Source organism: Martelella lutilitoris (genome assembly GCF_005924265.1).
In the GTDB taxonomy this organism is placed as follows: domain Bacteria; phylum Pseudomonadota; class Alphaproteobacteria; order Rhizobiales; family Rhizobiaceae; genus Martelella; species Martelella lutilitoris.
Window position 1 is genome coordinate 211,089 of the sequence record NZ_VCLB01000008.1, and the last position, 22,188, is coordinate 233,276.

General features: G+C 61.3%; 20 protein-coding genes. 11 read left to right on the forward strand and 9 right to left on the reverse strand.

Features of this window, described 5'->3' with window-relative positions:
* Window positions 1-24 precede the first annotated feature (24 nt).
* Complete coding sequence (locus tag FF124_RS15605) at window positions 25-735, forward strand: TIGR02281 family clan AA aspartic protease (protein ID WP_246072482.1); 711 nt, start codon at window positions 25-27, stop codon at window positions 733-735.
* A 4-nt stretch (window positions 736-739) separates the two neighbouring features.
* Here FF124_RS15605 and FF124_RS15610 read toward each other — a convergent pair whose 3' ends face one another.
* The 4 genes from FF124_RS15610 to FF124_RS15625 all read right to left on the reverse strand — a co-directional run bounded on the left by FF124_RS15610 (window position 740) and on the right by FF124_RS15625 (window position 3,974).
* Window positions 740-1,561: a sulfite exporter TauE/SafE family protein gene (locus tag FF124_RS15610; protein WP_138749410.1), complete on the reverse strand. Its 822-nt coding sequence runs from the start codon at window positions 1,559-1,561 to the stop codon at window positions 740-742.
* Between the two features lie 374 nt (window positions 1,562-1,935).
* Window positions 1,936-2,145: a DUF3126 family protein gene (locus FF124_RS15615; RefSeq protein ID WP_106304892.1), complete on the reverse strand. Its 210-nt coding sequence runs from the start codon at window positions 2,143-2,145 to the stop codon at window positions 1,936-1,938.
* A 99-nt stretch (window positions 2,146-2,244) separates the two neighbouring features.
* Window positions 2,245-3,072, reverse strand: coding sequence for a serine O-acetyltransferase (gene cysE / locus FF124_RS15620; protein ID WP_138749411.1), 828 nt, complete (start codon window positions 3,070-3,072; stop codon window positions 2,245-2,247).
* Between the two features lie 122 nt (window positions 3,073-3,194).
* Window positions 3,195-3,974 (reverse strand): alpha/beta fold hydrolase, encoded by a 780-nt coding sequence (locus tag FF124_RS15625; RefSeq protein WP_138749412.1) that lies wholly within the window; start codon window positions 3,972-3,974, stop codon window positions 3,195-3,197.
* A 147-nt stretch (window positions 3,975-4,121) separates the two neighbouring features.
* Here FF124_RS15625 and FF124_RS15630 point away from each other — a divergent pair, with 147 nt between their 5' ends.
* The 3 genes from FF124_RS15630 (at window position 4,122) to FF124_RS15640 (ending at window position 6,409) form a co-directional block, all read left to right on the forward strand.
* A complete protein-coding gene (locus tag FF124_RS15630; protein ID WP_138749413.1) occupies window positions 4,122-4,367 on the forward strand; it encodes a zinc-finger domain-containing protein in 246 nt (81 codons plus the stop codon).
* Window positions 4,368-4,425: 58 nt separating this feature from the next.
* Window positions 4,426-5,595 (forward strand): FAD-dependent monooxygenase, encoded by a 1,170-nt coding sequence (locus FF124_RS15635; RefSeq protein WP_138749414.1) that lies wholly within the window; start codon window positions 4,426-4,428, stop codon window positions 5,593-5,595.
* Window positions 5,596-5,707: 112 nt separating this feature from the next.
* Window positions 5,708-6,409, forward strand: a complete 702-nt coding sequence (locus FF124_RS15640) for an SH3 domain-containing protein (protein WP_138749415.1) — start codon at window positions 5,708-5,710, stop codon at window positions 6,407-6,409.
* A gap of 189 nt (window positions 6,410-6,598) precedes the next feature.
* Here FF124_RS15640 and FF124_RS15645 read toward each other — a convergent pair whose 3' ends face one another.
* Window positions 6,599-7,786, reverse strand: a complete 1,188-nt coding sequence (locus tag FF124_RS15645) for a cystathionine beta-lyase (RefSeq protein ID WP_138749416.1) — start codon at window positions 7,784-7,786, stop codon at window positions 6,599-6,601.
* A 367-nt stretch (window positions 7,787-8,153) separates the two neighbouring features.
* On the opposite strand from FF124_RS15645, the gene FF124_RS15650 reads away from it, so the two are divergent.
* From FF124_RS15650 to FF124_RS15665, 4 genes are all read left to right on the forward strand, one after another.
* Window positions 8,154-9,182: an amino acid ABC transporter substrate-binding protein gene (locus FF124_RS15650; protein ID WP_138749417.1), complete on the forward strand. Its 1,029-nt coding sequence runs from the start codon at window positions 8,154-8,156 to the stop codon at window positions 9,180-9,182.
* A 100-nt stretch (window positions 9,183-9,282) separates the two neighbouring features.
* Window positions 9,283-10,476 (forward strand): amino acid ABC transporter permease, encoded by a 1,194-nt coding sequence (locus FF124_RS15655; protein WP_138749418.1) that lies wholly within the window; start codon window positions 9,283-9,285, stop codon window positions 10,474-10,476.
* Window position 10,477: 1 nt separating this feature from the next.
* Window positions 10,478-11,632: an amino acid ABC transporter permease gene (locus FF124_RS15660; RefSeq protein ID WP_138749419.1), complete on the forward strand. Its 1,155-nt coding sequence runs from the start codon at window positions 10,478-10,480 to the stop codon at window positions 11,630-11,632.
* A gap of 24 nt (window positions 11,633-11,656) precedes the next feature.
* Window positions 11,657-12,433, forward strand: coding sequence for an amino acid ABC transporter ATP-binding protein (locus tag FF124_RS15665; RefSeq protein ID WP_138749420.1), 777 nt, complete (start codon window positions 11,657-11,659; stop codon window positions 12,431-12,433).
* A gap of 285 nt (window positions 12,434-12,718) precedes the next feature.
* On the opposite strand, the gene FF124_RS15670 is transcribed toward FF124_RS15665, so the two are convergent.
* Window positions 12,719-13,153: a DUF1489 family protein gene (locus FF124_RS15670; protein WP_138749421.1), complete on the reverse strand. Its 435-nt coding sequence runs from the start codon at window positions 13,151-13,153 to the stop codon at window positions 12,719-12,721.
* Between the two features lie 56 nt (window positions 13,154-13,209).
* Window positions 13,210-14,622 carry an L-serine ammonia-lyase gene (locus FF124_RS15675; RefSeq protein WP_138749422.1) on the reverse strand — a complete coding sequence of 471 codons (1,413 nt, stop codon included), beginning with the start codon at window positions 14,620-14,622 and terminating at the stop codon, window positions 13,210-13,212.
* A 533-nt stretch (window positions 14,623-15,155) separates the two neighbouring features.
* Between FF124_RS15675 and FF124_RS15680 the strand changes: the two genes are divergently transcribed.
* Together FF124_RS15680 and FF124_RS15685 are read left to right on the forward strand one after the other, a co-directional pair.
* Window positions 15,156-15,869, forward strand: coding sequence for a DUF599 domain-containing protein (locus FF124_RS15680; RefSeq protein ID WP_138749423.1), 714 nt, complete (start codon window positions 15,156-15,158; stop codon window positions 15,867-15,869).
* The gene (locus FF124_RS15685; protein WP_138749424.1) at window positions 15,866-16,801 is read left to right on the forward strand and encodes an acetyltransferase domain-containing protein; all 936 of its coding nucleotides are present in this window, start codon (window positions 15,866-15,868) and stop codon (window positions 16,799-16,801) included. The genes FF124_RS15680 and FF124_RS15685 overlap by 4 nt, the downstream gene beginning before the upstream one ends.
* A 39-nt stretch (window positions 16,802-16,840) precedes the next feature.
* Here the strand turns inward: FF124_RS15685 and FF124_RS15690 are convergent, their stop codons facing one another.
* Window positions 16,841-17,233 (reverse strand): MerR family transcriptional regulator, encoded by a 393-nt coding sequence (locus tag FF124_RS15690; RefSeq protein ID WP_138749425.1) that lies wholly within the window; start codon window positions 17,231-17,233, stop codon window positions 16,841-16,843.
* 46 nt (window positions 17,234-17,279) lie between these two features.
* Complete coding sequence (mgtE, locus tag FF124_RS15695) at window positions 17,280-18,695, reverse strand: magnesium transporter (RefSeq protein WP_138749426.1); 1,416 nt, start codon at window positions 18,693-18,695, stop codon at window positions 17,280-17,282.
* Between the two features lie 610 nt (window positions 18,696-19,305).
* On the opposite strand from mgtE, the gene FF124_RS15700 reads away from it, so the two are divergent.
* Window positions 19,306-21,891 carry a putative bifunctional diguanylate cyclase/phosphodiesterase gene (locus FF124_RS15700; RefSeq protein WP_138749427.1) on the forward strand — a complete coding sequence of 862 codons (2,586 nt, stop codon included), beginning with the start codon at window positions 19,306-19,308 and terminating at the stop codon, window positions 21,889-21,891.
* Window positions 21,892-22,188 lie beyond the last annotated feature (297 nt).

Genomic DNA, 22,188 nt, shown 5'->3' on the forward strand with positions numbered 1-22,188 from the left:
CCCACCGCGCCTTCAACACGGGGAGTGACCGCCTTGCGCCTGTTCTGGATCCTGATCGCCATCGTCTCAGTCGGCATGATCATGTTGATGGTGACGGGTGGCGATGGCACGACGCTCGGCCTTGCCAATGATGAATTTGCCTCCGCGCTCTGGCTCGCGCCGCTGCTCGTCCTGGTCGCCGCCGGCGTACTGCAGGGCCAGCGCAATTTCGGCCATGTTTTCCAGTCGCTGCTGATCTGGGCGGCGATCCTGCTGGTCATTTCCGCCGCCTATATCTTCCGCCATGATTTCCGGGAGGTCGGCGCACGCCTCTTCGGCGGTCTCGTGCCCGGCATGTCGATGACGACCACGACGGTCGACGGCCGGGAACAGGTGGTCATCGGCAAGCGCCGAGACGGGCATTTCACCGCCAATGTCGAAATCGACGGCATCAGCGTGGCGATGCTGGTCGATACCGGCGCAAGCCGGGTGACGCTGACGACCGGGGATGCGGAACGGATCGGCTTCGATGCGGACGCGCTTAGCTTCACTGCGATGGTCTCCACCGCGAACGGCACGGCGATGGCCGCACCGGTCACGCTTGATGAGGTCGCGATCGGCCCGATCACGCGCCGCAACGTCCGTGCCATGGTGGCCGGCGAGGGCCTTCTGTCTCAAAGCCTGCTCGGCATGAGTTTCCTCGGCACGCTGAGCTCGGTCGACATGCGCGCCGAGGAACTGCGCCTCACCGATTGAGCGTTCAAAAGAACGAGATGAAGAAGCGGGCGGAGATCGTCAGCAGGAATATGCCGAAACCCGCGGTCAACACCCGGTCGGACACCGCATGAGCCGCGCGTGCGCCGAGCGGCGCGATCAGAAGCGTGATCGGGATGATCAGCGCCACCGCGATCCAGTTCACATAGCCGGTGGACAGAACCGGGAGCCCGGGATGCCCCCAGCCGCCGATGACGTTGCCGATGAAGCTCGGGATCGAGATCAGCACGCCGACGCCCGCCGAGGTCGCCACGGCCTGCAACATCGACCGGTTATAGAGCGTCATGAAGGTATTGTTGAGCGTCCCGCCGCCAATGCCGATCAGCCCGGACAAAAGCCCGATCAGCCAGCCGCAGCCGAACAGAGCGGGGTTCTTCGGTAGGTCCTCGCCCAGCCGCCATTTCGATGCCTTTGGATAGAGCATCTTCAGCCCGATCAGGAGCGTGATCACGGCAAAGGCCGCGCGCAGCACGTTGCCCGGCGCATAGGCGATGACCATGGCCGAGACAATGGCGCCAAAGGGCACGGCGATGATCCATTGCTTCAGCAGCTTCATGTCCACCGTGCCGCGTTTGTAATGCGACTGGAATGAGCGCAGCGAGGTCGGAATGATGATGGCAAGCGAGGTTCCCACGCACAGCTTCATGCGCACGCCCTCGTCCACGCCGGCAAGCGCAAAGGCCTGATAGAAGACCGGCACCAGCACGGCGCCGCCGCCGATGCCGAAGAGGCCGGCCAGAAAACCGGCGACGCAGCCGGCCACCGCCAGCAGAACGACGAGTTGCAGGATTTCGGAAATCGGCGGCATGCGTAGTCCCCTCACGCTCCTTCCGGGCGCAGTCGGCAAAGCGCAGTCAGAAGGTTCTTGAATGTCGGATTATCATTGGCGATGTGTCATCAAAACGTGATCTTCTTACACTATCTCGTGGCCAGGGCAAACGGGGATGCACGGCGCAGCTTTTTCGCGGCGGTATCCCTCGAACTGGATTTCATCAGCTCACGATATTGCGCCCGCGCATGTTCAGTTTTTATGTTCAAGACGGTTTCCGATCACCAAAGCTTTTTCGCTTTTTTCCTTTGCCGGCCCTCACGGGCCGGCTTTTTTGTCCGCACTGCGAAAACGACACAAAAAAACCGGCCGATTCGAACGGCCGGTCCCTGTCATGCCTATGCGCCCGACGATCAGGGATCGAGATCGACGTCGAGGATCGCCATGGAGAAATTGAAGGAACGGTCGCCGTCCTCGTCGTCGAGATAGATGACGCCGATGAATTCGTCCTCGCGGTAAACCTCGCAGGAATCGTCCTTGCGCGGACGCGCGCGGACGGCAAAGAGCGGCCCGAACATGCGCTTGAAATAGGAGTCGAGCTTTTTGATTTCGTCTGGCTTCAAGGGATGAACTCCGTCTGGTCTTCAAGTGTTGGCGCGCTTGTGACACGCAAGAGCCGAGAATGCAAATGCGCGGGCGGATGGTTTTTCAAGGTCGGGCTGTCAGTCTTCCGAACCGATCAGCTGGTCCATTGAACGGGCGGGATCGGAGCAACCGGCCGTGCCGATCACCTTCGCCGGAACGCCCGCAACCGTCGAATTGGCCGGAACCGGCTTCAGCACCACGGAGCCGGCGGCAATCCGCGAGCAATGACCGACGGTGATGTTGCCGAGAACCTTGGCGCCGGCGCCGATCAGCACGCTGTCGCCGATCTTCGGGTGGCGGTCGCCGCTTTCCTTGCCCGTGCCGCCGAGCGTCACGCCCTGCAGGATCGAGACATCGTCGCCGATCGTTGCCGTCATGCCGACGACAAGGCCGGTGGCGTGGTCGAGGAAGATGCCCTTGCCCATTTTCGCGGCCGGATTGATGTCGGTCTGGAACACGCTGGAAGACCGGCTCTGCAGGTAGAGCGCGAAATCCTGGCGCCCCTTCTGCCAAAGCCAGTGCGCCAGCCTGTGGGTCTGGATGGCATGAAACCCCTTGAAATAGAGCACCGGCTCCATGAAGCGGGTGCAGGCCGGGTCGCGGTCATAGACGGCCTGGATGTCGACCCGGAGGATATCGCCCCATTCCGGCCAATCGCGCCGCATCTCATCAAAGGTCTGGCGCAGCAGGATCGCCTGCACGTCCGGATGATCGAGCCGCTCGCAGATACGGTAGACGACGCAATCCTCAAGCGAGGTATGGTTCAGGATCGTCGAATAGAGAAAGGCGGCGAGGATCGGGTCCTTCTCAAGCGCGTATTCCGCCTCGGCCCTGAGGCTCGCCCAGATCGGATCGACGGCCTTCAGGCTGGTCTCGTGACCGGTCTTTTCGGGATGTGCGGCCATCGTGGCCTCCTGTGGTTCGGGCGCTTTGCGCCTGTCCTTCCAACGAAATCGCTTCTCTTTCTGAGCGCGAATATAAATCACTGCGGGCCGATTACAAATGCACGCGCGGTCAGATTTTCGTGTCAGTCATCGTTCTCGCGCGCAAGAAACTCCAGAACCGCCTTCTTGAACACCTTGTCGCCGACGGCCAGCATGTGGTCGCGGTTGGGAATATCGAGCGCGATGGCGTTCTGCATCTGGCTTGCCAGCGTCTGCGGCGAACCCGCCAGATCGTCCTTCGTGCCGACGCCGATCAGCGTCGGCGCCGCGATCTTGCCGATCTCCGCGCGCGCAATATTCTGGCGCGAGGTCTCGATGCAGGCGGCAAGGGCCAGGCGGTCGCTCTTCGTCTGGTCGGCAAAGGCGCGGAACATGCGGCCCTTCTCGTCGGTGACGTCGTCAAGCGACGGCGCTCTCAAGGCCTCCGCGATCGCGTCCCAGTCGCCCACCCCGTCGCAAAGGCCGATGCCGAGACCGCCGAAGACGAGCGAACGCACCTTTTCCGGATGGGCGAGCGCCAGATAGGCCGAGATCCGCGCGCCCATGGAATAGCCCATCACATGGGCGCTCTCGATTCCGAGATGCTCGAGCAGCGCGGCCGCGTCGCCGGCCATCAGCGCCGGATAATAGACCTCGGGATCATGCGGCTTGTCGCTCTGCCCATGGCCGCGATTGTCGATGGCAATCACCCGGTAGCCGGCATCTCCAAGCGTCTTCAGCCAGCCCGGATGCACCCAGTTGACGGCCGCCGTCGAGGCAAAGCCGTGGATCAGCAGCACCGGCGCGCCCTCTCCCTCGTCGAAAAAGGCGAGTTCGAGCCCGTCATGTTCGAATGTGGCGAAGTGCGGGAGGTTGAGGTTCATCGCGGCCGTCTCCATTGTCGACATCTGCCCGAAAGACCCCGGCAAATCGGCGGTTCAAAACCGCCCGCCATCGCAATTCGGGTACTACACATTTGCAGCGAAGAGTTATAGTGTCCGGGCCGAAAGCTCAAGGAACCGGAGACAATTATGGCTGGCCACGGGATCGCCCATTTCAAGAACGACGACGGACACAGAAGCATCGAGATCGGCGTCAAGGAATTCATGTGCGTCGGCGCATCCGCCCCCTTCGACCATCCGCATATCTTCATCGACATGGGCGACGAGGATGAGGCGGTCTGCTCCTATTGCTCGACGCTCTACAAGTACTCGCCCGCGCTTCACGGCGAGGAGACCAACCCGCCCGGCTGCGCCTACCACGTCGACGCCGCCTGACCTAGCCCTTGGTCAGCGCCGGTCTCGTCACGGCGCGACAAGGGGTCGGGAGGAGAAGATGACGATTGCACATGCAGCCATTATCGGCGCCGGCATTTCGGGCCTGACAGCCGCGCTGGCGCTCGCCCGCCACGGGATCTCCAGCGAGATCTTCGAGCAGGCCGATGCGCTTGCCGAAGTCGGCGCCGGCCTGCAGGTTTCTCCCAACGCCTCGCGCTGCCTGGCGAAGATCGGCGTGCTCGGCCGGCTCGAGGGCCAGTGGCGGGAACCGAAGAAAGTGGCGCTGGCCTCGGGCCTGACCCTCAGGGAACTCGCGCATGTCCCCGTCGGCGAGGCGCGCAAGCGCTGGGGCGCGCCCTATGGCACGCTGCACCGCGCCACGCTGCAATCGGCGCTCAAACACGCCGTTGCCGATGAGCCGCTCACGACGCTGCGCCTCGGCACCCGCATCGACAAGGCAAACAGGGCAACGCTTTCCGGCAGGACGGAAAAGCCCGCCGATGTCATTATCTGCGCCGACGGCGTGTGGTCGCACAGCCGCCGGCAGATCAAGGGCGCGCCGGAAGCGCGCTTTTCCGGCAATATCGCCTGGCGTTTCGTGCTCTCCTCGGAAGACGCGCCCGGCTTTCTGGAGCGAGACAGCGTCACCGCTTTCATGGGGCCGATGGCGCATCTCGTGGCCTATCCGCTGCGCGATGTCGGCGGCTTCAACCTCGTCGCCATCGCCGCCGGCGCCAGCGCCGGGGAGGCCTGGCACACCGAGGTCGATAGCAGCTGGAAGATGGCGCTGGAGCGCCACTTCAAGGGCTGGAGCCCCGAACTCACCCGGCTGTTTTCCGCCGACAAGCCGACCTTCTGGCCGCTCTATGAGGTGGGAGAAGGCAACTGGCACAATGGCAGCGACACGATTGGGATCGGCGACGCCGTCCACGCGCTGATGCCGTTTTCCGCGCAAGGGGCGGCCATGGCGATCGAGGACGGTTTCGAGCTGGCGGCCTTCCTGGCCACCATGGAAGCGCCGCAGGCCTTCGAAGCCTTTGTTGCCCACCGCAAGCCGCGCCTTGCGGCGCTGCGCAAGCGCACCAGCTTCAACAAGTTCGCCTATCATGCCTCAGGCCCGATGAGAATCGGACGCGACATCGTGCTGAAACTGCGTTCGCCTGATACGCTCGCGCACGAACTCGACTGGCTTTACGGCTATCACGCCTACGGTCTCGACCGGTTCTGACAAACGCCCGTAAAGCGAACTCCGTTCATCTTCGCTTCAGACTGCATGGCTAAGCTTGCGGTTACCAGACGTCATCGTCTGGCCTCATAAGCCAACCGGGGAACAAAGCCATATGGGAATGAAGGGGTATTTCGCAATCGCGGCCGTCGCGCTGTCGACCGCGTTCGGAGCGGCGGGCGCCAGGGCTCAGGCCGTCGATGCCTATGCCACGGCGAACGTCAATCTGCGCGCCGGGCCAGCCACGACCTATCCGTCGATCACAGTGGTTCCTGCCGGCGCTACGCTTTCCAATTACGGGTGCCTGGCGGATTATAGCTGGTGCGATGTCTCCTATGCGAGCTATCGCGGCTGGCTTTCCGCCGGCAATATGCAAATCGTCTATCAGGACCAGCGCCAGACGATCTCGCCCGGCGTCGCCTTTGCCGCGGGCATTACCATCACCGCCTTTACCGAGGCCTATTGGGACAATCATTATCGCAGCTATCCCTGGTATCCGAACTGGAACAGATATCCTCCGATCCCTGTGCCGAGGCCCTACATTCCCCCGCCCGGCTGGCGCGAGCCGCCAGGCTGGCGCGGCCCGCCGCCCGGCTGGAGGGCTCCGCCCGGCTATCGCCCGGTCTGGGAATCCCATCCGGCTGACCGCCCGGCTGCGGCGCGACCCGCAGAGCGCCCGGCGGAACCAGTCCGCCGCGAGGCGCCCGCTGTTCGCGCTGAAGAACCGGTGCGCCGGGAAGCGCCAGTACGAGCCGAAGAGCCGGTTCGCCGCGAGGCACCGCGCATGGAAGAAGGCAGGCGTATGGAACGCCGCTAGAGCGCCGTGCGTCCTTTAGGACGCACAAAGGACGCTCTAACTTATCGAATCTACGCATCGTTCTTTTCGAAAATCGATTCCGATTTTCGAGCCGATGCGCGAGGAAAACAGCGACGGCAAGAATCAAGGCCGGAGCCCGATGGGGTCCGGCCTTTCATGCATGCTCTTCGGCGAAAAGGCGGAACCGGGCTATGCTGCGCTCGCCGCAGCCAGCCCCTTTTCCAGATCCGCCTTCAGATCCTCGACATCTTCCAGCCCGATATGCAGGCGGATGACCGGGCCGTCTTCCGGCGCGGTGCAAACCGTGCGGTTTGACAGGTTCACCGGCACGGCGAGCGATTCGTAGCCGCCCCAGGAATAGCCGATCCCGAAAATGTCGAGCGCATCGAGGAAAGCGTGCTGGCGGGCCCTGAACGCGCCCTCCTCCGCCTTCAGCACGAAGGAGAAGAGACCGCTTGCGCCGGTGAAATCGCGCTTCCAGATGTCGTGGCCAGGGAAGGACGGCAGCGCGGGGTGAAGAACGCGGGAAACTTCCGGCCGCTCTTCCAGCCAGAGCGCAACGGCAAGCGCGCTTTTCTGATGGTGGGCAAGCCTCACGCCCATGGTGCGCAAACCGCGGAGGATCTGGTAGCTGTCATCGGGCGCGGCGCACATGCCGGTCCAGGTATAGTGCTCCTCCAGCTGCTCGAAACAGCGCTCATTGGCCGAAGCGGTGCCCATCAGCACGTCCGAATGGCCGGAGGGATATTTGGTCGCGGCGTTGAGCGAGAGATCGACGCCAAAATCGAGGGGCTTGAAGAAAAGCGGCGTCGCCCAGGTATTGTCCATGGAGACGAGCGCGCCCCTGGCATGGGCAAGATCCGACAGCGCCCGGATATCCTGCATCTCGAACGTATTCGAGCCCGGCGCCTCGGTATGAAAGAGGCGGGTGTTGGGCTTGAACATCTTCTCGACCTCAAGACCGAGCGCGGGATGATAATATTCGACCTCGACCCCCATGCCCGTCAGCACCTTGTCGGCGAAGCGCCGGGCCGGATCATAGACAGAATCGACGATGAGGATGTGGTCTCCGGGGCGCAAGAAAGCGAGCCAGGGCATGGTGATGGAGGCAAGGCCGGACGGATAGAGCAGCGTGCCTGCGGCATTCTCAATCTCGTTCAGGGCGGCGCACAGGGCATCCGTCGTCGGCGTGCCATGGGTGCCGTAGGTATATTTCTGCCCACCGCTGACAGCCGTCTTGGAATCGGGAAACAGCACCGTGGATGCATGCACGACGGGCGGATTGACGAAGCCATGGAACGCGCCCGGATCATGGCCCGTATGGGCGAGAATTGTGTTGTCTCCGGCCTTTTTGCCGGCGGTCTTTTCAAAAGCCATGATGATGTTCCGCTGAGTTGAGGGCAGTGCAGTCGCGCTCTGTTTTGAATCGTCGTTTCCGGGCGGTCAAGTCGCAAAGAGAAAAACCGAATTACGACTAAAGGATTAGACTAAAGAAAGGAAATCCTGCCCGATTTACCAGCATAAAATTGCCCATATTTTGCCGTGTTGCCCAATTTTTGAACGAAAATGGACGTTTTTCACAAAATCAGACCATTTTTGAGAGGCGAGTATTGACCATCTGGAAAATTACGACTGAGATACACGGGCTCGCACCGAGGGGTTTGCGGGCAGTTGTCGCTGCTTGACCGAAGGCTACGGTCATGGGGACAACTTCAAGTTTCAACGATAAACAAAGGTTGGGAAAATGAAAAAGACGCTTCTGTCTGTCGCTCTCGGCGCAGCAGTCTTCGGTCTTGGGGTCCAGGGTGCTTCGGCCGCGACGCTCGATGACGTCAAGGAAAAGGGATTTGTCACCTGCGGCGTCAGCACGGGCCTCCAGGGCTTTTCCGCGCCTGACAGCGAAGGCAACTGGTCCGGTCTCGACGTTGACTATTGCCGCGCCATCGCAGCTGCGATTTTCGGCGATCCGTCCAAGGCCAAGTTCGTTGCTCTGACCGCCACCGACCGCTTTCCGGCTCTTCAGTCCGGCGAAGTCGATGTGCTGACGCGCAACACCACCTGGACGCTTTCCCGCGACACTTCGCTGGGCCTCGATTTCCGCACCGTCAACTACTATGACGGCCAGGGCTTCATGGTTCCGAAGGATCTCGGCGTATCGTCCGCCAAGGAGCTTTCCGGCGCTGCTGTCTGCGTCCAGTCCGGCACCACGACCGAGCTGAACCTCGCCGACTACTTCTCCTCGAACGACATGGAATACAACCCGGTTGTCTTCGAAGCCCTCGAAGACGTCAACAACGCCTTCAACCAGGGCCGTTGCGACGTTTACACGACCGACCAGTCCGGCCTTTATGGCATCCGTCTGACCCTTTCGGACCCGGACAACTACGTCATTCTGCCGGAAATCATCTCCAAGGAACCGCTTGGTCCGGCATGGCGCCAGGGCGATGACCAGTGGGGCGACGTCGTCTCCTGGGTCCATTACGCCATGGTCAATGCCGAAGAATTCGGCATTACTTCGGAAAATGTCGACGAAATCGCTGAAACCTCGGACAATCCGGGAATCAAGCGCCTGCTCGGCACCGAGGAAGACGGCAAGATGGGCGCCGATCTCGGTCTCGACGAAAAATGGGCCTACAACATCATCAAGACCGTCGGAAATTACGGCGAGATCTTCGAATCTGATGTCGGTCAGGGCAGCGAGCTGAAGATCGAGCGTGGCCTCAACGCCCTGTGGACCAATGGCGGCCTGCAGTACGGCCCGCCGATCCGCTAAGCGCGATCTTCCATTCTGATTTTGTCTCGGATCCGGCACGGGGCGGCCACCCGCCCCGTGCCTTCATAAAAATAGCCCTAGACGGGCAACCGGGGAAAATATGGCTGAAACGTCAAGCAACGCTCCTTTTCAGGAATCGCGCGCTGCCGCGCTTATGTATAATCCCGCTGTCCGGGGCTTCGTTTACCAGTTTGTTACAGTGCTTCTGGTCGTCGCCTTCGTCTGGTGGGTCACCGACAACACAATTCGAAACCTTCAGGCAGCCGGCATCGCGTCGGGCTTCGGCTTCCTCGACAATCGCGCCGGTTTCGACATCGCGCAAATTCCGATCCCTTATAACAATGACATGTCCTATGGCCGTGCGCTCATGGTTGGCATCGTCAATACGATCATCGTTTCGGTGGCGGGCATCATCACGGCAACCATCGTCGGCTTCATCATCGGCATCGGACGGCTCTCCTCCAACTGGCTGATTGCCAAATTGAGCCAGGTCTATGTCGAGGTTTTCCGCAACATTCCGCCGCTGCTTGTCATCTTCTTCTTCTACACCGGCGTTCTGGCGCTCCTGCCCTCCGCGCGCGACAGCCTGTCGTTGCCGCTGGACATGTTTCTCAACAATCGCGGCCTCGCCTTCCCGAGCCCCGTCTTCGGACCCGGCTCCTGGCTGATCGGCGCCGCGCTCATCATTGCTATCGGTCTTGTCATAGCCCTTTCCCTTTGGGCACAGCGCCGGCAGATGGCGACGGGCCAACAGTTTCCGACATTTTCGGTGAGTGTTGCGATCCTGATCATCCTTCCGGTGATCGGATATTTCATCGCCGGCTCGCCGGTCACCTTCGACATTCCGGTCAAGGGCCGCTTCAACCTGCAAGGCGGCGCCGTGCTTGGACCGGAATTCATGTCGCTCTACCTGGCGCTTTCGCTCTATACCGCCGCCTTCATGGCGGAAATCATTCGCGGCGGCATTCTGGGCGTTGCCAAGGGCCAGACCGAAGCCGCCAATGCGCTCGGCCTTCACCCGCGCAAGGTCACGCGTCTCGTCGTCGTGCCGCAGGCCATGCGCATCATCATCCCGCCGATGACCAGTGAATATCTGAGCCTGACGAAGAACTCCTCGCTCGCCGTTGCCATCGGCTATGCCGATATCGTGGCGGTCGGCAAGACGGTTTTGAACCAGACAGGACAGGCCGTGGAAGTGGTCACCATCTGGATGATCATCTACCTCACGCTTTCCATTCTGACATCGATCTTCATGAACTGGTTCAACGCCAAGATGGCCCTGGTGGAGAGATAAGATGGCGCACGAAATCGCTTATGTCCGCAAGGAAATGCAGGCCCAGGAGCCGGCCCCGCAGAAGAGCGGCAGCATTGCGCTGTGGCTGCGCACCAACCTCTTCGCCAATCCGAAGGACGCATTTCTGTCGATCCTGGCTATCATCTTTCTGGTCTGGGCCGTACCGCCCGTCGTGGAATGGCTGTTCATCAACGCCGCATGGACCGGAACCGACCGAACCGCCTGCGCCACGATCGCCCAGGGCGGCGTCCAGCCGGATGGCTGGAGCGGGGCCTGCTGGGCCTTCATCGGCGCCAAGTTCGACCAGATCATGTTCGGGCGTTATCCCGACGCGGAAATGTGGCGGCCGATCCTCGTCGCAATCGTGTTCACCGCCCTGTTGATTCCGATGCTGATGCCCAAGGCGCCGCACAAGGGCTGGAACGCATTCGCTCTCTTCATAGCCCTGCCCTTCTTTTCCTTCTTTATCCTGTATGGCGGTGTATTCGGTCTTCCGGTCGTCGACACCTCGGACTGGGGCGGGCTGATGGTCACTCTGATCCTGTCTTACTTCGCCATTGCCGTCTCGCTGCCGCTCGGCATCATTCTGGCACTGGGGCGACGATCGAAAATGCCGGTGATGCGGACGCTGTCGATCATGTTCATCGAGGTGGTGCGCGGCGTGCCGCTGATTACCATCCTGTTCATGGCGAGCGTGATGCTGCCGCTGTTCCTGCCGGAAGGCATGACCATCAACAAGTTCCTGCGTGCCATTGTCGGCGTTTCGCTGTTCATCTCCGCCTATATGGCCGAGACCATTCGCGGCGGCCTGCAGGCCATGCCCAAGGGACAGTTCGAGGGTGCCGCCTCGCTTGGCCTCGGCTACTGGCAGACCATGCGTCTCGTCATCCTGCCGCAGGCGATCAAGCTGGTCATTCCGGCGATCGTCAACCAGTTCATCTCGATCTTCAAGGATACCTCCCTGGTCTCGATCATCGGCATGTTCGATCTGCTCGGCATCATCAAGTTCAACTTCACCGATTCAAGCTGGGCCTCGCCGGTCACGCCGATCACCGGCCTGATCTTCGCTGGCTTTGTCTTCTTCATCTTCTGCTTCGCGATGTCGCGTTATTCCAGCTTCATGGAACGCCATCTCGACACCGGCCACCGAAGCTAGCTTCGCGTATTTGAGGATAAATTCATGGTAGAAACCGTCGACACTTCTCACATGACCGTCTCGGATACCGAGGTCGCGGTCGAGATGATCCACGTCAACAAATGGTATGGCGACTTCCACGTCCTGCGCGATATCAACCTGAAAGTGATGAAGGGCGAGCGCATCGTCATCGCCGGGCCGTCGGGTTCGGGCAAGTCGACGATGATCCGCTGCATCAACCGTCTGGAGGAACACCAGAAGGGCAATATCATCGTCGACAATATCGAGCTGACGGACGATCTGAAGAAGATCGACGAGATCCGTCGCGAGGTCGGCATGGTGTTCCAGCACTTCAACCTGTTCCCGCATCTGACGATCCTGGAAAACTGCACGCTTGCGCCGATCTGGGTGCGCAAGATGCCGAAGAAGGAAGCGGAAGAAATCGCGATGCACTACCTGACGCGGGTGAAGATCCCCGAGCAGGCGGACAAGTATCCCGGTCAGCTCTCCGGCGGCCAGCAGCAGCGCGTGGCGATTGCCCGTTCGCTGTGCATGAGCCCGAAGATCATGCTGTTTGACGAGCCGACCTCGGCGCTCGATCCGGAAATGATCAAGGAAGTGCTCGACACCATGGTGGGTCTTGCCGAGGAAGGCATGACCATGCTGTGCGTGACCCACGAAATGGGCTTCGCCCGCCAGGTCGCCAACCGCGTGATCTTCATGGACCAGGGCCAGATCGTCGAACAGAATTCGCCGCACGAATTCTTCGACAACCCGCAGCACGAGCGCACAAAACTGTTCCTGAGCCAGATTTTGCACTGAGGCGGGACGACAGCAGAGCACGATGGAAAAGGCGGGCTCCGGGGCCCGCTTTTTTTGGCAATAGCCCTCATCTCTTTCGCCGTCATGCCGGCCTTGAGCCGGCATCCAGGGCCAAGTATGAAAGACCGTCAAATTCAAGGCCTTGACAGAAAAGGTGTTTTTGAGGCCCTGGACCCCGGCTCAAGGCCGGGGTGACGGAGAATTGTTGGCGAGCCCCATCGGTCTGCAACATATTTTGCCAACAAATTAGAGGTGGACTCTTCAGTCGGCCTTTCTGACGCCTTCCTACAAAAGTCCCAGTTCCGCGAGCTCCGCACGCAGCTCCTCGGGCATATCCTCGCCGCCCTCGCCGAAATCAAGATCGCGCGGCGCGTCCTCGGCTTTAAGGTAGCGCCAGCCCTGAAACGGCTTGCGCGGCACCGGCACGGTATCCACGACCTGCGGGGCAAGCACGAGGTCGCAGCGCTGGATCCCCTGCCCGTCCGTATGGTTGGTGATGTCGAGCAGGGCCTGGCGCGCGCGGATCTGGCCGTTGATGACCCAGTAGAGCGAACCGCCGTCGAGAATTTCGTCGCGCCGCTTCGGCGTCATCCGCGTCGTGTGGACGGTGTGCGGCTCGAGGCCGGCGGCAATCGCGGCCATGGACCTTTGCGAGACCCAGCCACGCAAATCGTCAATCCCGGTCGCGCCGACGCATAATTTCAGAATATGAAGGCTCATGGAGCTTATGAAGCGCGGCGAAGGGGTATCGTCAAGGTTTTGACGGCATGAAAAAGTCAGCAATCCACCACATTGACGGCAAGGCCGCCGGTGGAGGTCTCCTTGTATTTCTCATGCATGTCATTGCCCGTCTGGCGCATGGTCTCGATGCAATTGTCGAGCGGCACGAAATGGGTGCCGTCGCCCTTGAGCGCCAGCGAAGCGGCCGTCACCGCCTTGACCGCGCCCAGCGCATTGCGCTCGATACAGGGCACCTGCACAAGGCCGGCAATGGGATCGCAGGTCATGCCAAGATGATGCTCGAGCGCGATCTCGGCAGCATTTTCCACCTGCTCCGGCGTGCCCCCCATGGCTGCTGCGAGCCCCGCCGCCGCCATGGCCGAGGCTGAGCCCACCTCGCCCTGGCAGCCGACTTCGGCGCCCGATATCGAGGCATTGGTCTTGATGATGCCGCCGATGGCTGCTGCCGTCAGAAGGAAGTCGCGCGTCGCCTCCTTTCCGCCCGTGTTCTGGAACTCGCGGAAATAGCGCAATGTCGCCGGCACGACGCCGGCCGCGCCATTGGTCGGCGCGGTGACAACCCGACCGCCTGCCGCATTCTCCTCGTTGACGGCCATGGCGAACATGGAAAGCCAGTCATTGGCCATCAGCGGGTCGAATTGGTTGGAAAGCTTGGCCCTGGACAGCTTGTCATAAAGCTGGCCTGCGCGGCGGCGCACGTTCAGCCCGCCCGGCAGCACGCCCTCACCCTTGAGGCCCCGGTTGATGCAGCCATGCATGGCATCCCACAGCGCGTCCAGACCGGCATCGAGTTCGCCGCGCGTCATCCGCGCCTCCTCGTTGGCGCGCTTCATCGCGGCAATCGTCAGGCCGGAACGTTTGGCCATATCCAGCATTTCGGCGGCAGAGCGGAAGGGAAAAGGAATTGTGCCCTCATCGCTCTCGCCGGCGGGAAAGTCCTTCGCGTCCTTCCACGCCGTCAACTCCGTATCGGTCAGCACAAATCCGCCGCCGACGGAATAATAGACCTGCCGCAAGAGGATCGCCCCGTCGGCATTGAGCGCGTAAAAGGTCATGCCGTTTGCGTGGCCCGGCAGCGGCTCCTTCCTGTTGAAGATCACATCCGCCTCGCAGTCGAACGCATAGGACGGGTGGCCCGGGGGCTCGACGGCGCCCTTCTGCCGGATATCAGCGATGATCGCATCCATCCGGTCCGGATCGACCGTATCCGGACGCTCGCCGGCAAGCCCAAGGATGACGGCGCGATCGCTGGCATGGCCGACGCCGGTGAAGGCGAGCGAACCATGGAGGCTGACGCGAAGATGCGAGACGACGGCGCCTGCCGGGCGCGGCCATTCGCTGGAGGCCAGCAGCGCCAGAAAGCGGTTGGCGGCCGACATCGGCCCCATCGTGTGCGAACTCGACGGCCCGATCCCGATCTTGAAGACCTCGAAAACCGATAAGAACATTCCGGTCTCTCCATTGCCAAAAATGCTGCGTTCATTCTGTCATCTGGCGGCGCGGGCGGCAGGAAGGCGCGCGCCTCACCGACATGGTCGCACCTGATCGCGGCAGAAATCAATGCGAAGGAGAAAAACCGGGCGTCAAACGAAAACGACGGCGCCCTCTTGCAGGAACGCCGTCGTTTTTACGGAAAATTCGATAGGCTGTTCAAACGGCGATGACGAGATACGCAATTCCGAGAACAGCACCAAAACCGATAACAGCCCGCAGGGTTACACCCCAGCAGGACTTGTGCGCGGTGTCTTCCATAATAGCTCCGATTGTCTTGACCCCAGTGCGCCTATTGGGAGGATGCGCACCGATGGTTATCGCTTTATTAAACTGTCACAGAAACTGCAATGGGGGATGCGGAGAAATTTTGAAGATCGCCGCTTGCAAAGCCCCCGCGCTGTCGACACAACAGGAGTGACGCGACTGAGGGCCTCTCGCCAACCCCTTGTACGCGCCGGAAAAACGCATCGACCGAAGGCCGGGTTTCATGACGGGCACCGATTTTCTCGCACTCAGTTTTTTTCTTCTCTGCTGGTTCGTATTCGACAGTTCGGTCAGCGGGCGGTTCAACCTGATCCGCCGCACGAGCCTCACCTCCGCCATGATGATCCACCGCAGGCGCTGGATGAAGACGGCGCTTTCGCGCGATCTGCGGATGATCGACACGCAGATCCTCTCCGGCCTGCAGAACGGAACCGCCTTCTTCGCCTCGACCTCGATCTTCGCCATCGGCGGCTGTTTCGCGCTGATGGGCGAGGCCGACCGGGCGCAGATGCTGTTCGAGGACCTGCCCGGCCTCATTCCCTCGACCCGGGCGGCATTCGAGATGAAGGCCGGCGGTCTTGCGGCGATCTTCGGCTATTCCTTCTTCAAATTCGGCTGGTCCTACCGCCTGTTCAATTACAACACCATCCTGTTCGGCGCGCTGCCGATGCGCAGCGACACACCTGAAGGCGGCAAGGACATGGAGCGGATGGCCGAGCAGATCGCCGAGGTCAACATTATCGCCGCGCGCCACTTCAACACCGGGCTCAGAGCGATTTTCCTGTCGATCGGCTATCTTGGCTGGTTTCTCGGTCCTTATGCGTTCATGGCTACGACGGCCTTCGTGTTCATGATCCTGACGCGTCGCCAGTATTTTTCCGAGGCGCGCCGGACCATACTGGAAGCCACCCAAAGCGAAAGCGGAGAGACCGCATGAACGAGAAGACGACGCCTGCGACGAAGAGCCGGCGCATCCATGCGATTGATGCCGCACGCGGGATCGCGCTGATCGCCATGGCGATCTATCATTTCGTCTGGGACCTCGATTTTTTCGGCTATGTCTCCCCCGGCCTGTCGACGCGCGGCGGCTGGGCGATCTTCGCTCATCTGGACGCGGCCAGCTTCCTGTTCCTGGCCGGTTACAGCCTGTGGATGGCCCATGGCGCTTCGTTGAGGCCGCGATCCTTCCTGAGGCGGCTCGCCATCTTGGCGGCCGCCAGCCTCGCGATCACAGCGGTCTCGTTCTTCGCCACGCCCGACGCCATCATCTATTTCGGCATCCTCCACATCATCGCAGTCGCCTCGGTGATCGGCCTTCTGTTCCGCAGGGTGCCGGCCGTCATCACCCTCGTGATTGCCGCAATCGCCCTGCTTGCGCCCCATCTCGTCAGGTTCGACGCGCTTGATCCGCGCTATCTCGCCTGGATCGGCATGGCGGCCCACCCCTACCCCTCGAGCGATTATGTGCCGCTGCTGCCGTGGATTGCGCCCTTCCTCGCCGGGTTCGCCGCCTCGAAGCTCACGCTGTCCTGGCTGAGGCGGCAGAAACAGCTACCGGCGACGGAAAACCCACTGACCTTTCTCGGCCGTCACAGCCTGATCTTCTATCTCGTCCACCAGCCTGTGCTCTACGGCCTCGTCTATGTCGCGACGCTGGTGGCCCCGCCAAACCCGGCGCCGGCCTATCTCTCCGGCTGTCAGGCTGCGTGCGAACAGACGGACGAGGCGGGCTTCTGCCGCTCCTATTGCGCCTGCACGCTCGACGCGCTGGAACAGGAGGGCCTGCTGGCGCCGCTGATGCGCAACCAGACCACGGACAAGGACGCGGTCGCGCTCGGCCGGATCGCGATGTCCTGCAGCATTCGGTAGGATTGTCGGAGGAGAGGCCGTAAGGACGGCCGGGAGGGATCAGGTGCCGACGCCGATTTCGGCGAGACGGGCCAGGCAGGTCTCTTCGGCGATGTCGAGTTCGCTCATCATCTCGTCAATGTCGCGGCGCTTCTGGCGCAGGTCGTCGCGCCGCGACTTGATTTCGTTCATGGTCTGCTTCAGCTGGTCGATCTCGGTTGGCGGGCGATGGAACAGGTTCTGCATGTCCCTGATCTCGGCAAGCGTTAGCCCGATACGACGGCTGCGAAGGATTTCCTTGATCAGCACGCGCTCATTCTCGCTGTAAAGCCGCGTGCGTCCGCGCCTCTCGGGCTGCAGCAGTCCCTCATCCTCGTAGAATCTGAGGGTCCGGGTGGATACCCCGAATTCGCGCGTAAGTTCTGTAATCGAGTAAAATCTCTTCTGCACAATGCGCCCCGACGTTTATTTTTGTTTGGTTTGAAAAACGTTTATGAAACTAGATGTTAAACCACCAAGTCGCAATTCCCAAGAACGAGAAAAAGCCGATGACGTCAGTGGTTGTGGTCACGAAAACGGACGAAGAAATGGCAGGATCGGCGCCAGCTCGGTCAAGAAGAAGAGGAATCAGAATGCCGGCCATGGCGGCGGCGAACATGTTAATGATCATGGCAGCGGCCACAACTCCTCCGAGTTGCGGGTTGTCAAACCAGTAACCGGCAACTAACGCGATCAACAATGCAAAGACGACGCCGTTGAACAGGCCGACGCCGGCCTCCCTGCGGATAATGCGCGCTGCGTTGTAGATGTCGAGATCGCGGGTGGCGAGCGCGCGCACCGTTACCGTCATCGTTTGGGTGCCGGCATTGCCCCCCATCGAGGCGACGACCGGCATCAGTACGGCAAGGGCGATCATCTGGCCGATTGATTCGTCGAAAAGGCCGATGACGCTCGCGGACATGAAGGCCGTGCCCATATTGATCAGAAGCCAGCCGAAACGCGAGCGCACCGCCCTGACGACATTGTCGGAGAGTTCCTCGTCGCCGACGCCGCCGAGGCGCTTGATGTCCTCATCCGCCTCTTCGTGAATGACGTCAACGACATCGTCGATCGTGAGCACGCCGACGAGACGGCCGTTATTGTCGACCACGGCAGCAGACAGAAGGTCGTATTGTTCAAAGACCTGGGCAGCCTCCTCCTGATCGAGTTCGGCATCGATCGGATGGTTGGTCTCGCGCATGATCGTCTCGATCTTCACCTGGCGCTTGGTGCGCAGGATGCTGTCGAGATCGACCGCGCCGAGCAACCGGAAGGTCGGATCGACCACGAAGATCTGCGAGAAGGAATCAGGCAGGTCGTCGTCCTCGCGCATGTAGTCGATGGTCTGGCCGACGGTCCAGAACGGCGGCACCGCCACAAATTCCGTCTGCATGCGCCGGCCGGCCGAACTCTCGGGATAATCGAGCGAGCGCGTCAGCCTGATCCGCTCGGTAAACGGCAGTTTCGAGAGGATATTCTCGCGCTCTTCGTCCTCGAGGTCTTCGAGGATATAGACCGCGTCGTCCGAATCGAGAGCGCTCAGCGCGCTGACGAGCTGTTCGGAGGGCAGCGATTCGATGATGTCGAGGCGGATCGCCTCGTCGACCTCGGTCAGCGCCGTCAGGTCAAATTCGTCGCCGAGCAGGCGCACCAGTTCGGGCCGGCTTTCGTAATCGAGCGCCTCGATGACGTCGCCGAGCTCGGATTCGTGCAGGCTCGCCACCTCTTCGCGCAGATAGGCGGTATTGCCCTCGGCGATTGCCTGCTGGACGCCAGCGAGGAACTCGGCGCTGACCGCCCCTTCCTCGCTGTAGATATCGTCGATCTGCTCGCGCGCTTCGGTCTCGTTCAGCACTTCTTCATCCAGATGGCTCATTTTGGGAAACCTTTCTGTCAGCAACGCGACCCTTTACGCGCGGTTCCGCCCGCGCTCATCTCTTAGAGCGTTTCACACGGAAATGAAATCGCTTCGGGGCAACCTTTTGATGACAAACAAGAACAGCGAAATCGTGTTCTCCGGCGCGACGAAGCAATCTGTTGAATGGCAAATCTTTTTTGTTAACATTTTTCGAGGACGCACCGCGGTCGCCGTAACAAAGCCTGCAGGTGACCAGCCTTTGATCTCTATTGCCCGGCGAAACAACCGCACGATGTGGACTTTCCATGGCTCAACAGTCCTTGCCCGCAACATCGCCGACGGGCTTGCATGCACGTCTCGATCGATCCGTCGCCAACAATGCAGCAAGCCGTTTGACTATCGGAGGCACGGCTCCTATCACAGATTACAAGCAGGCGGGAATACGACCCGTGACGTCCGCGCAGTCTGCCGCGCGTGGCGACAACAAGAAGCGGCAGGCAGCCGCGGGCAAGGTGCGACGCCGGCGGATTGTCCCCGACCTCGGTGACCGGCGGAGGCGTGGGGCGAGACAGGCAACAGGGGAGCTTGCGATGCGATCAAAAGCCGTTTCTTTTCTGCGGGTCATTGAATGGCGCTGCTGAAGAACGCCAGCATACCACGCGACAGGCGTTCGACGATCAGGCTCTACACGGCCCTGACGATCCTGTTCTTTGCGACGTTGGCTGCGGGAACGGTATTCGGTGGGCTGGCCGTTCGCGATGCGATCCGCCAGGAGCGCCAGGAACAGGCCGAAGCCCGGGCCGAAGGCTTCGCCAAGGCGCTGAAATCGGTTCTCAAGTTGACCGACAATGTCGGCCAGGCGCTTGCCGAGAGTTTCGACGAGGGTGGCCTTGAGGGCTATGACACATCCGTTGACACCTATCTGGCCTCCGCGCCGTGGACGAAGGCAGTCATCCTCAACCGCGACGACGCCACACGCGTTTCGCCGCAGGACCTTTCGGCCACCATGCGCGAGCTTCCGGTTCCCGCCGAGGATGTTGACCAGCGAAAGATCTTCGGGCCCTTCAGGCTGCCGAACGGAGAACGGATCCTCGTCTATCGCTATGTGTTCGATGCGGGAAACATGGAACTCGTCGTCGGCTTCGAGGCGATCCTCGAGGCTGTCGGCCTTCTGGAGCTTGAGGAGACGACCCAGCTCAGCGTCACGACCGTTGCCGCACCGGGCCCCGACGATCGCGCCGTCGCCGGCGAAAGCGACCTCCCCGTGGAGGACGCGATCCGGCAGGACGTGCGCGTCGACAACGCGACATGGACGATCAGCGTAGCGCCGCGCGCGCTTTCGGATGGCCTGTTCGACTGGGGCCGGGCGTTCCGGCTCGCCGGCGGCTTACTGGTCCTGATGTTTGTCGCGCCCTTCATCGCCTTGCTGCTCCTGTTCCGCGCGCGTCTCAGGGACAATATCAATATCCGCCGCAGCATGATGGCCGTCGACAACCTTTCGCGCCATCTCGACGTTGCCCTCAATGCTTCGAATATCGGGCTTTGGGAACATGATCTGGAAACCGACATCCAGATCTGGGACGACCAGATCCTGAGGATCTACGGCATTGAGGGAGAGAGCCATGTTCAGACGTTCGAGAGCTGGCGCGCCAGGCTGCATCCCGACGACCAGGAACGCTTCCGCCGTTTCAGCTGGGAGGACGCGGAGAACGAGAACGGTTTCCTGACCGAATACCGCATCATCACGCCCGAGGGGCAGGAGAGGACCATTCGCTCTGCCGGCAACGCCTATCGCGATGCCGACGGCAAGCGCAAATTTGTCGGCGTCAACTGGGATGTTTCCGCCGACAAGGCGCTGCAGGAGGCGCTGGCGGACGCCAAGGCAAGGGCGGAAGAACAGAATGTCGCGCTGGAAGAGGCCCGCGCCCGCATGGAAGAGATCGCCCTGCAGGACACGTTGACGGGCATACCCAACCGACGTCATTTCGAAAAGCGACTGGCAGCCGCCCAGGGCGGCGGCGCCATGCCGGAAGGCATGAACATCGTGCTGATCGACCTTGACGGGTTCAAGACCATCAACGACACGATGGGACATTTCTTCGGCGACGACGTTCTGCGCTACGCGGCCGAAACATTCATGAAGAACCTCGGCCCCGACGACTTCCTGGCGCGCACCGGCGGCGACGAGTTCGTCGCCCTGATGCCGGCGACCAGCGATGTCGAGGCCTTCGCGACAACCGTCACCGCCGCTTTCTCCAAGCCGCTGCGCATTGACGGACGCTCCTGCCGCCTGGGCGTCAGTCTCGGCATTGCCACGGCCGAGGATTCCGCCGATACGGCTTCGGACCTCCTGATCAAGGCGGACCTTGCGCTCTACGAGGCCAAGAACCGCGGGCGCGGGCGCACGGTGAACTATACCAGCAACCTGATGGCCAAGACCTTCTCGTTGAAACGTCTGGCCGACGAGCTGCAGGAGGCTGTCGAGAACGGAGAGATCATCGCCCACTACCAGCCGATCTTCGATGTCAGGACGTCAGCGATCATCGGCGTTGAAGCGCTCGTCCGCTGGCAGCATCCGCGACGGGGCGTGTTGGAGCCCAAGGCCTTTCTCGATGTGGCCGAGCAACTCGGCCTGCTGCATGCGATCGATGACACTGTCTTCAGGAAGGCGGTCGCGGTCATCGACCACGCCAAAGCGGCGGGCGTTCCGCTTCCCGGCATCTCGGTCAACATCTCCTCGCAGCGCCTTCGCGACCCGCTGCTGCTCGACCAACTCGCCTCGTTTGACCTTCCGCCGGGCACGGTTCATTTCGAACTGCTGGAGTCGATCCCCTTCGACCGGCCCGATACCGCATTGATCAAGACGGTCAATGCCATCAGGAAACTCGGCATCGGCATCGATCTTGATGACTTCGGCTCGGGCTATGCCTCGCTCGTCGGCCTCAACCAGGTGCGCCCCGACCGGCTGAAGATTGCGGGCCAGCTGATTGCACCGATCACCGGATCGGAGGAGAGCCTCCAGATCGTCGAGACGATTGTGCGCATCGCGCGGACCTTCAACATCGGCGTCATCTGCGAGGGCGTGACCTCGAAGGCGCACTACAAGAAGCTGGAAGCGCTCGGCTGCTTCCTGCAGCAGGGCTACTATTTCTCGCGCCCGATGGATGAGGACCAGTTCATCGCCTTCATGCGCACGCGCAACGGCCTCGACTGATCGAGCCGACGCTCCCTAATTCTTCGGCAGAGAAGACGCCGCGAGACATGCGGCATGCGCCGAGCGCATACCTTGTATGCCGAGATGGCACTGCAAATTTCCGGCTCGGACGCGTATATAAGGATCAACAGAGTGATTGAGCAGAGATCAAAACGGTTTGACAGAAGCTCAGTGACTTGGCCCGGTCCCCGGGTTTGAAATTCGAAGCCGCGCACTCCTCCTCCTCCGAGCGCGCTTCGATGGGTTGACGACGCTCCTCCTCCCAGTCGTCGACCAACGCAAATGACGCTCACCGGA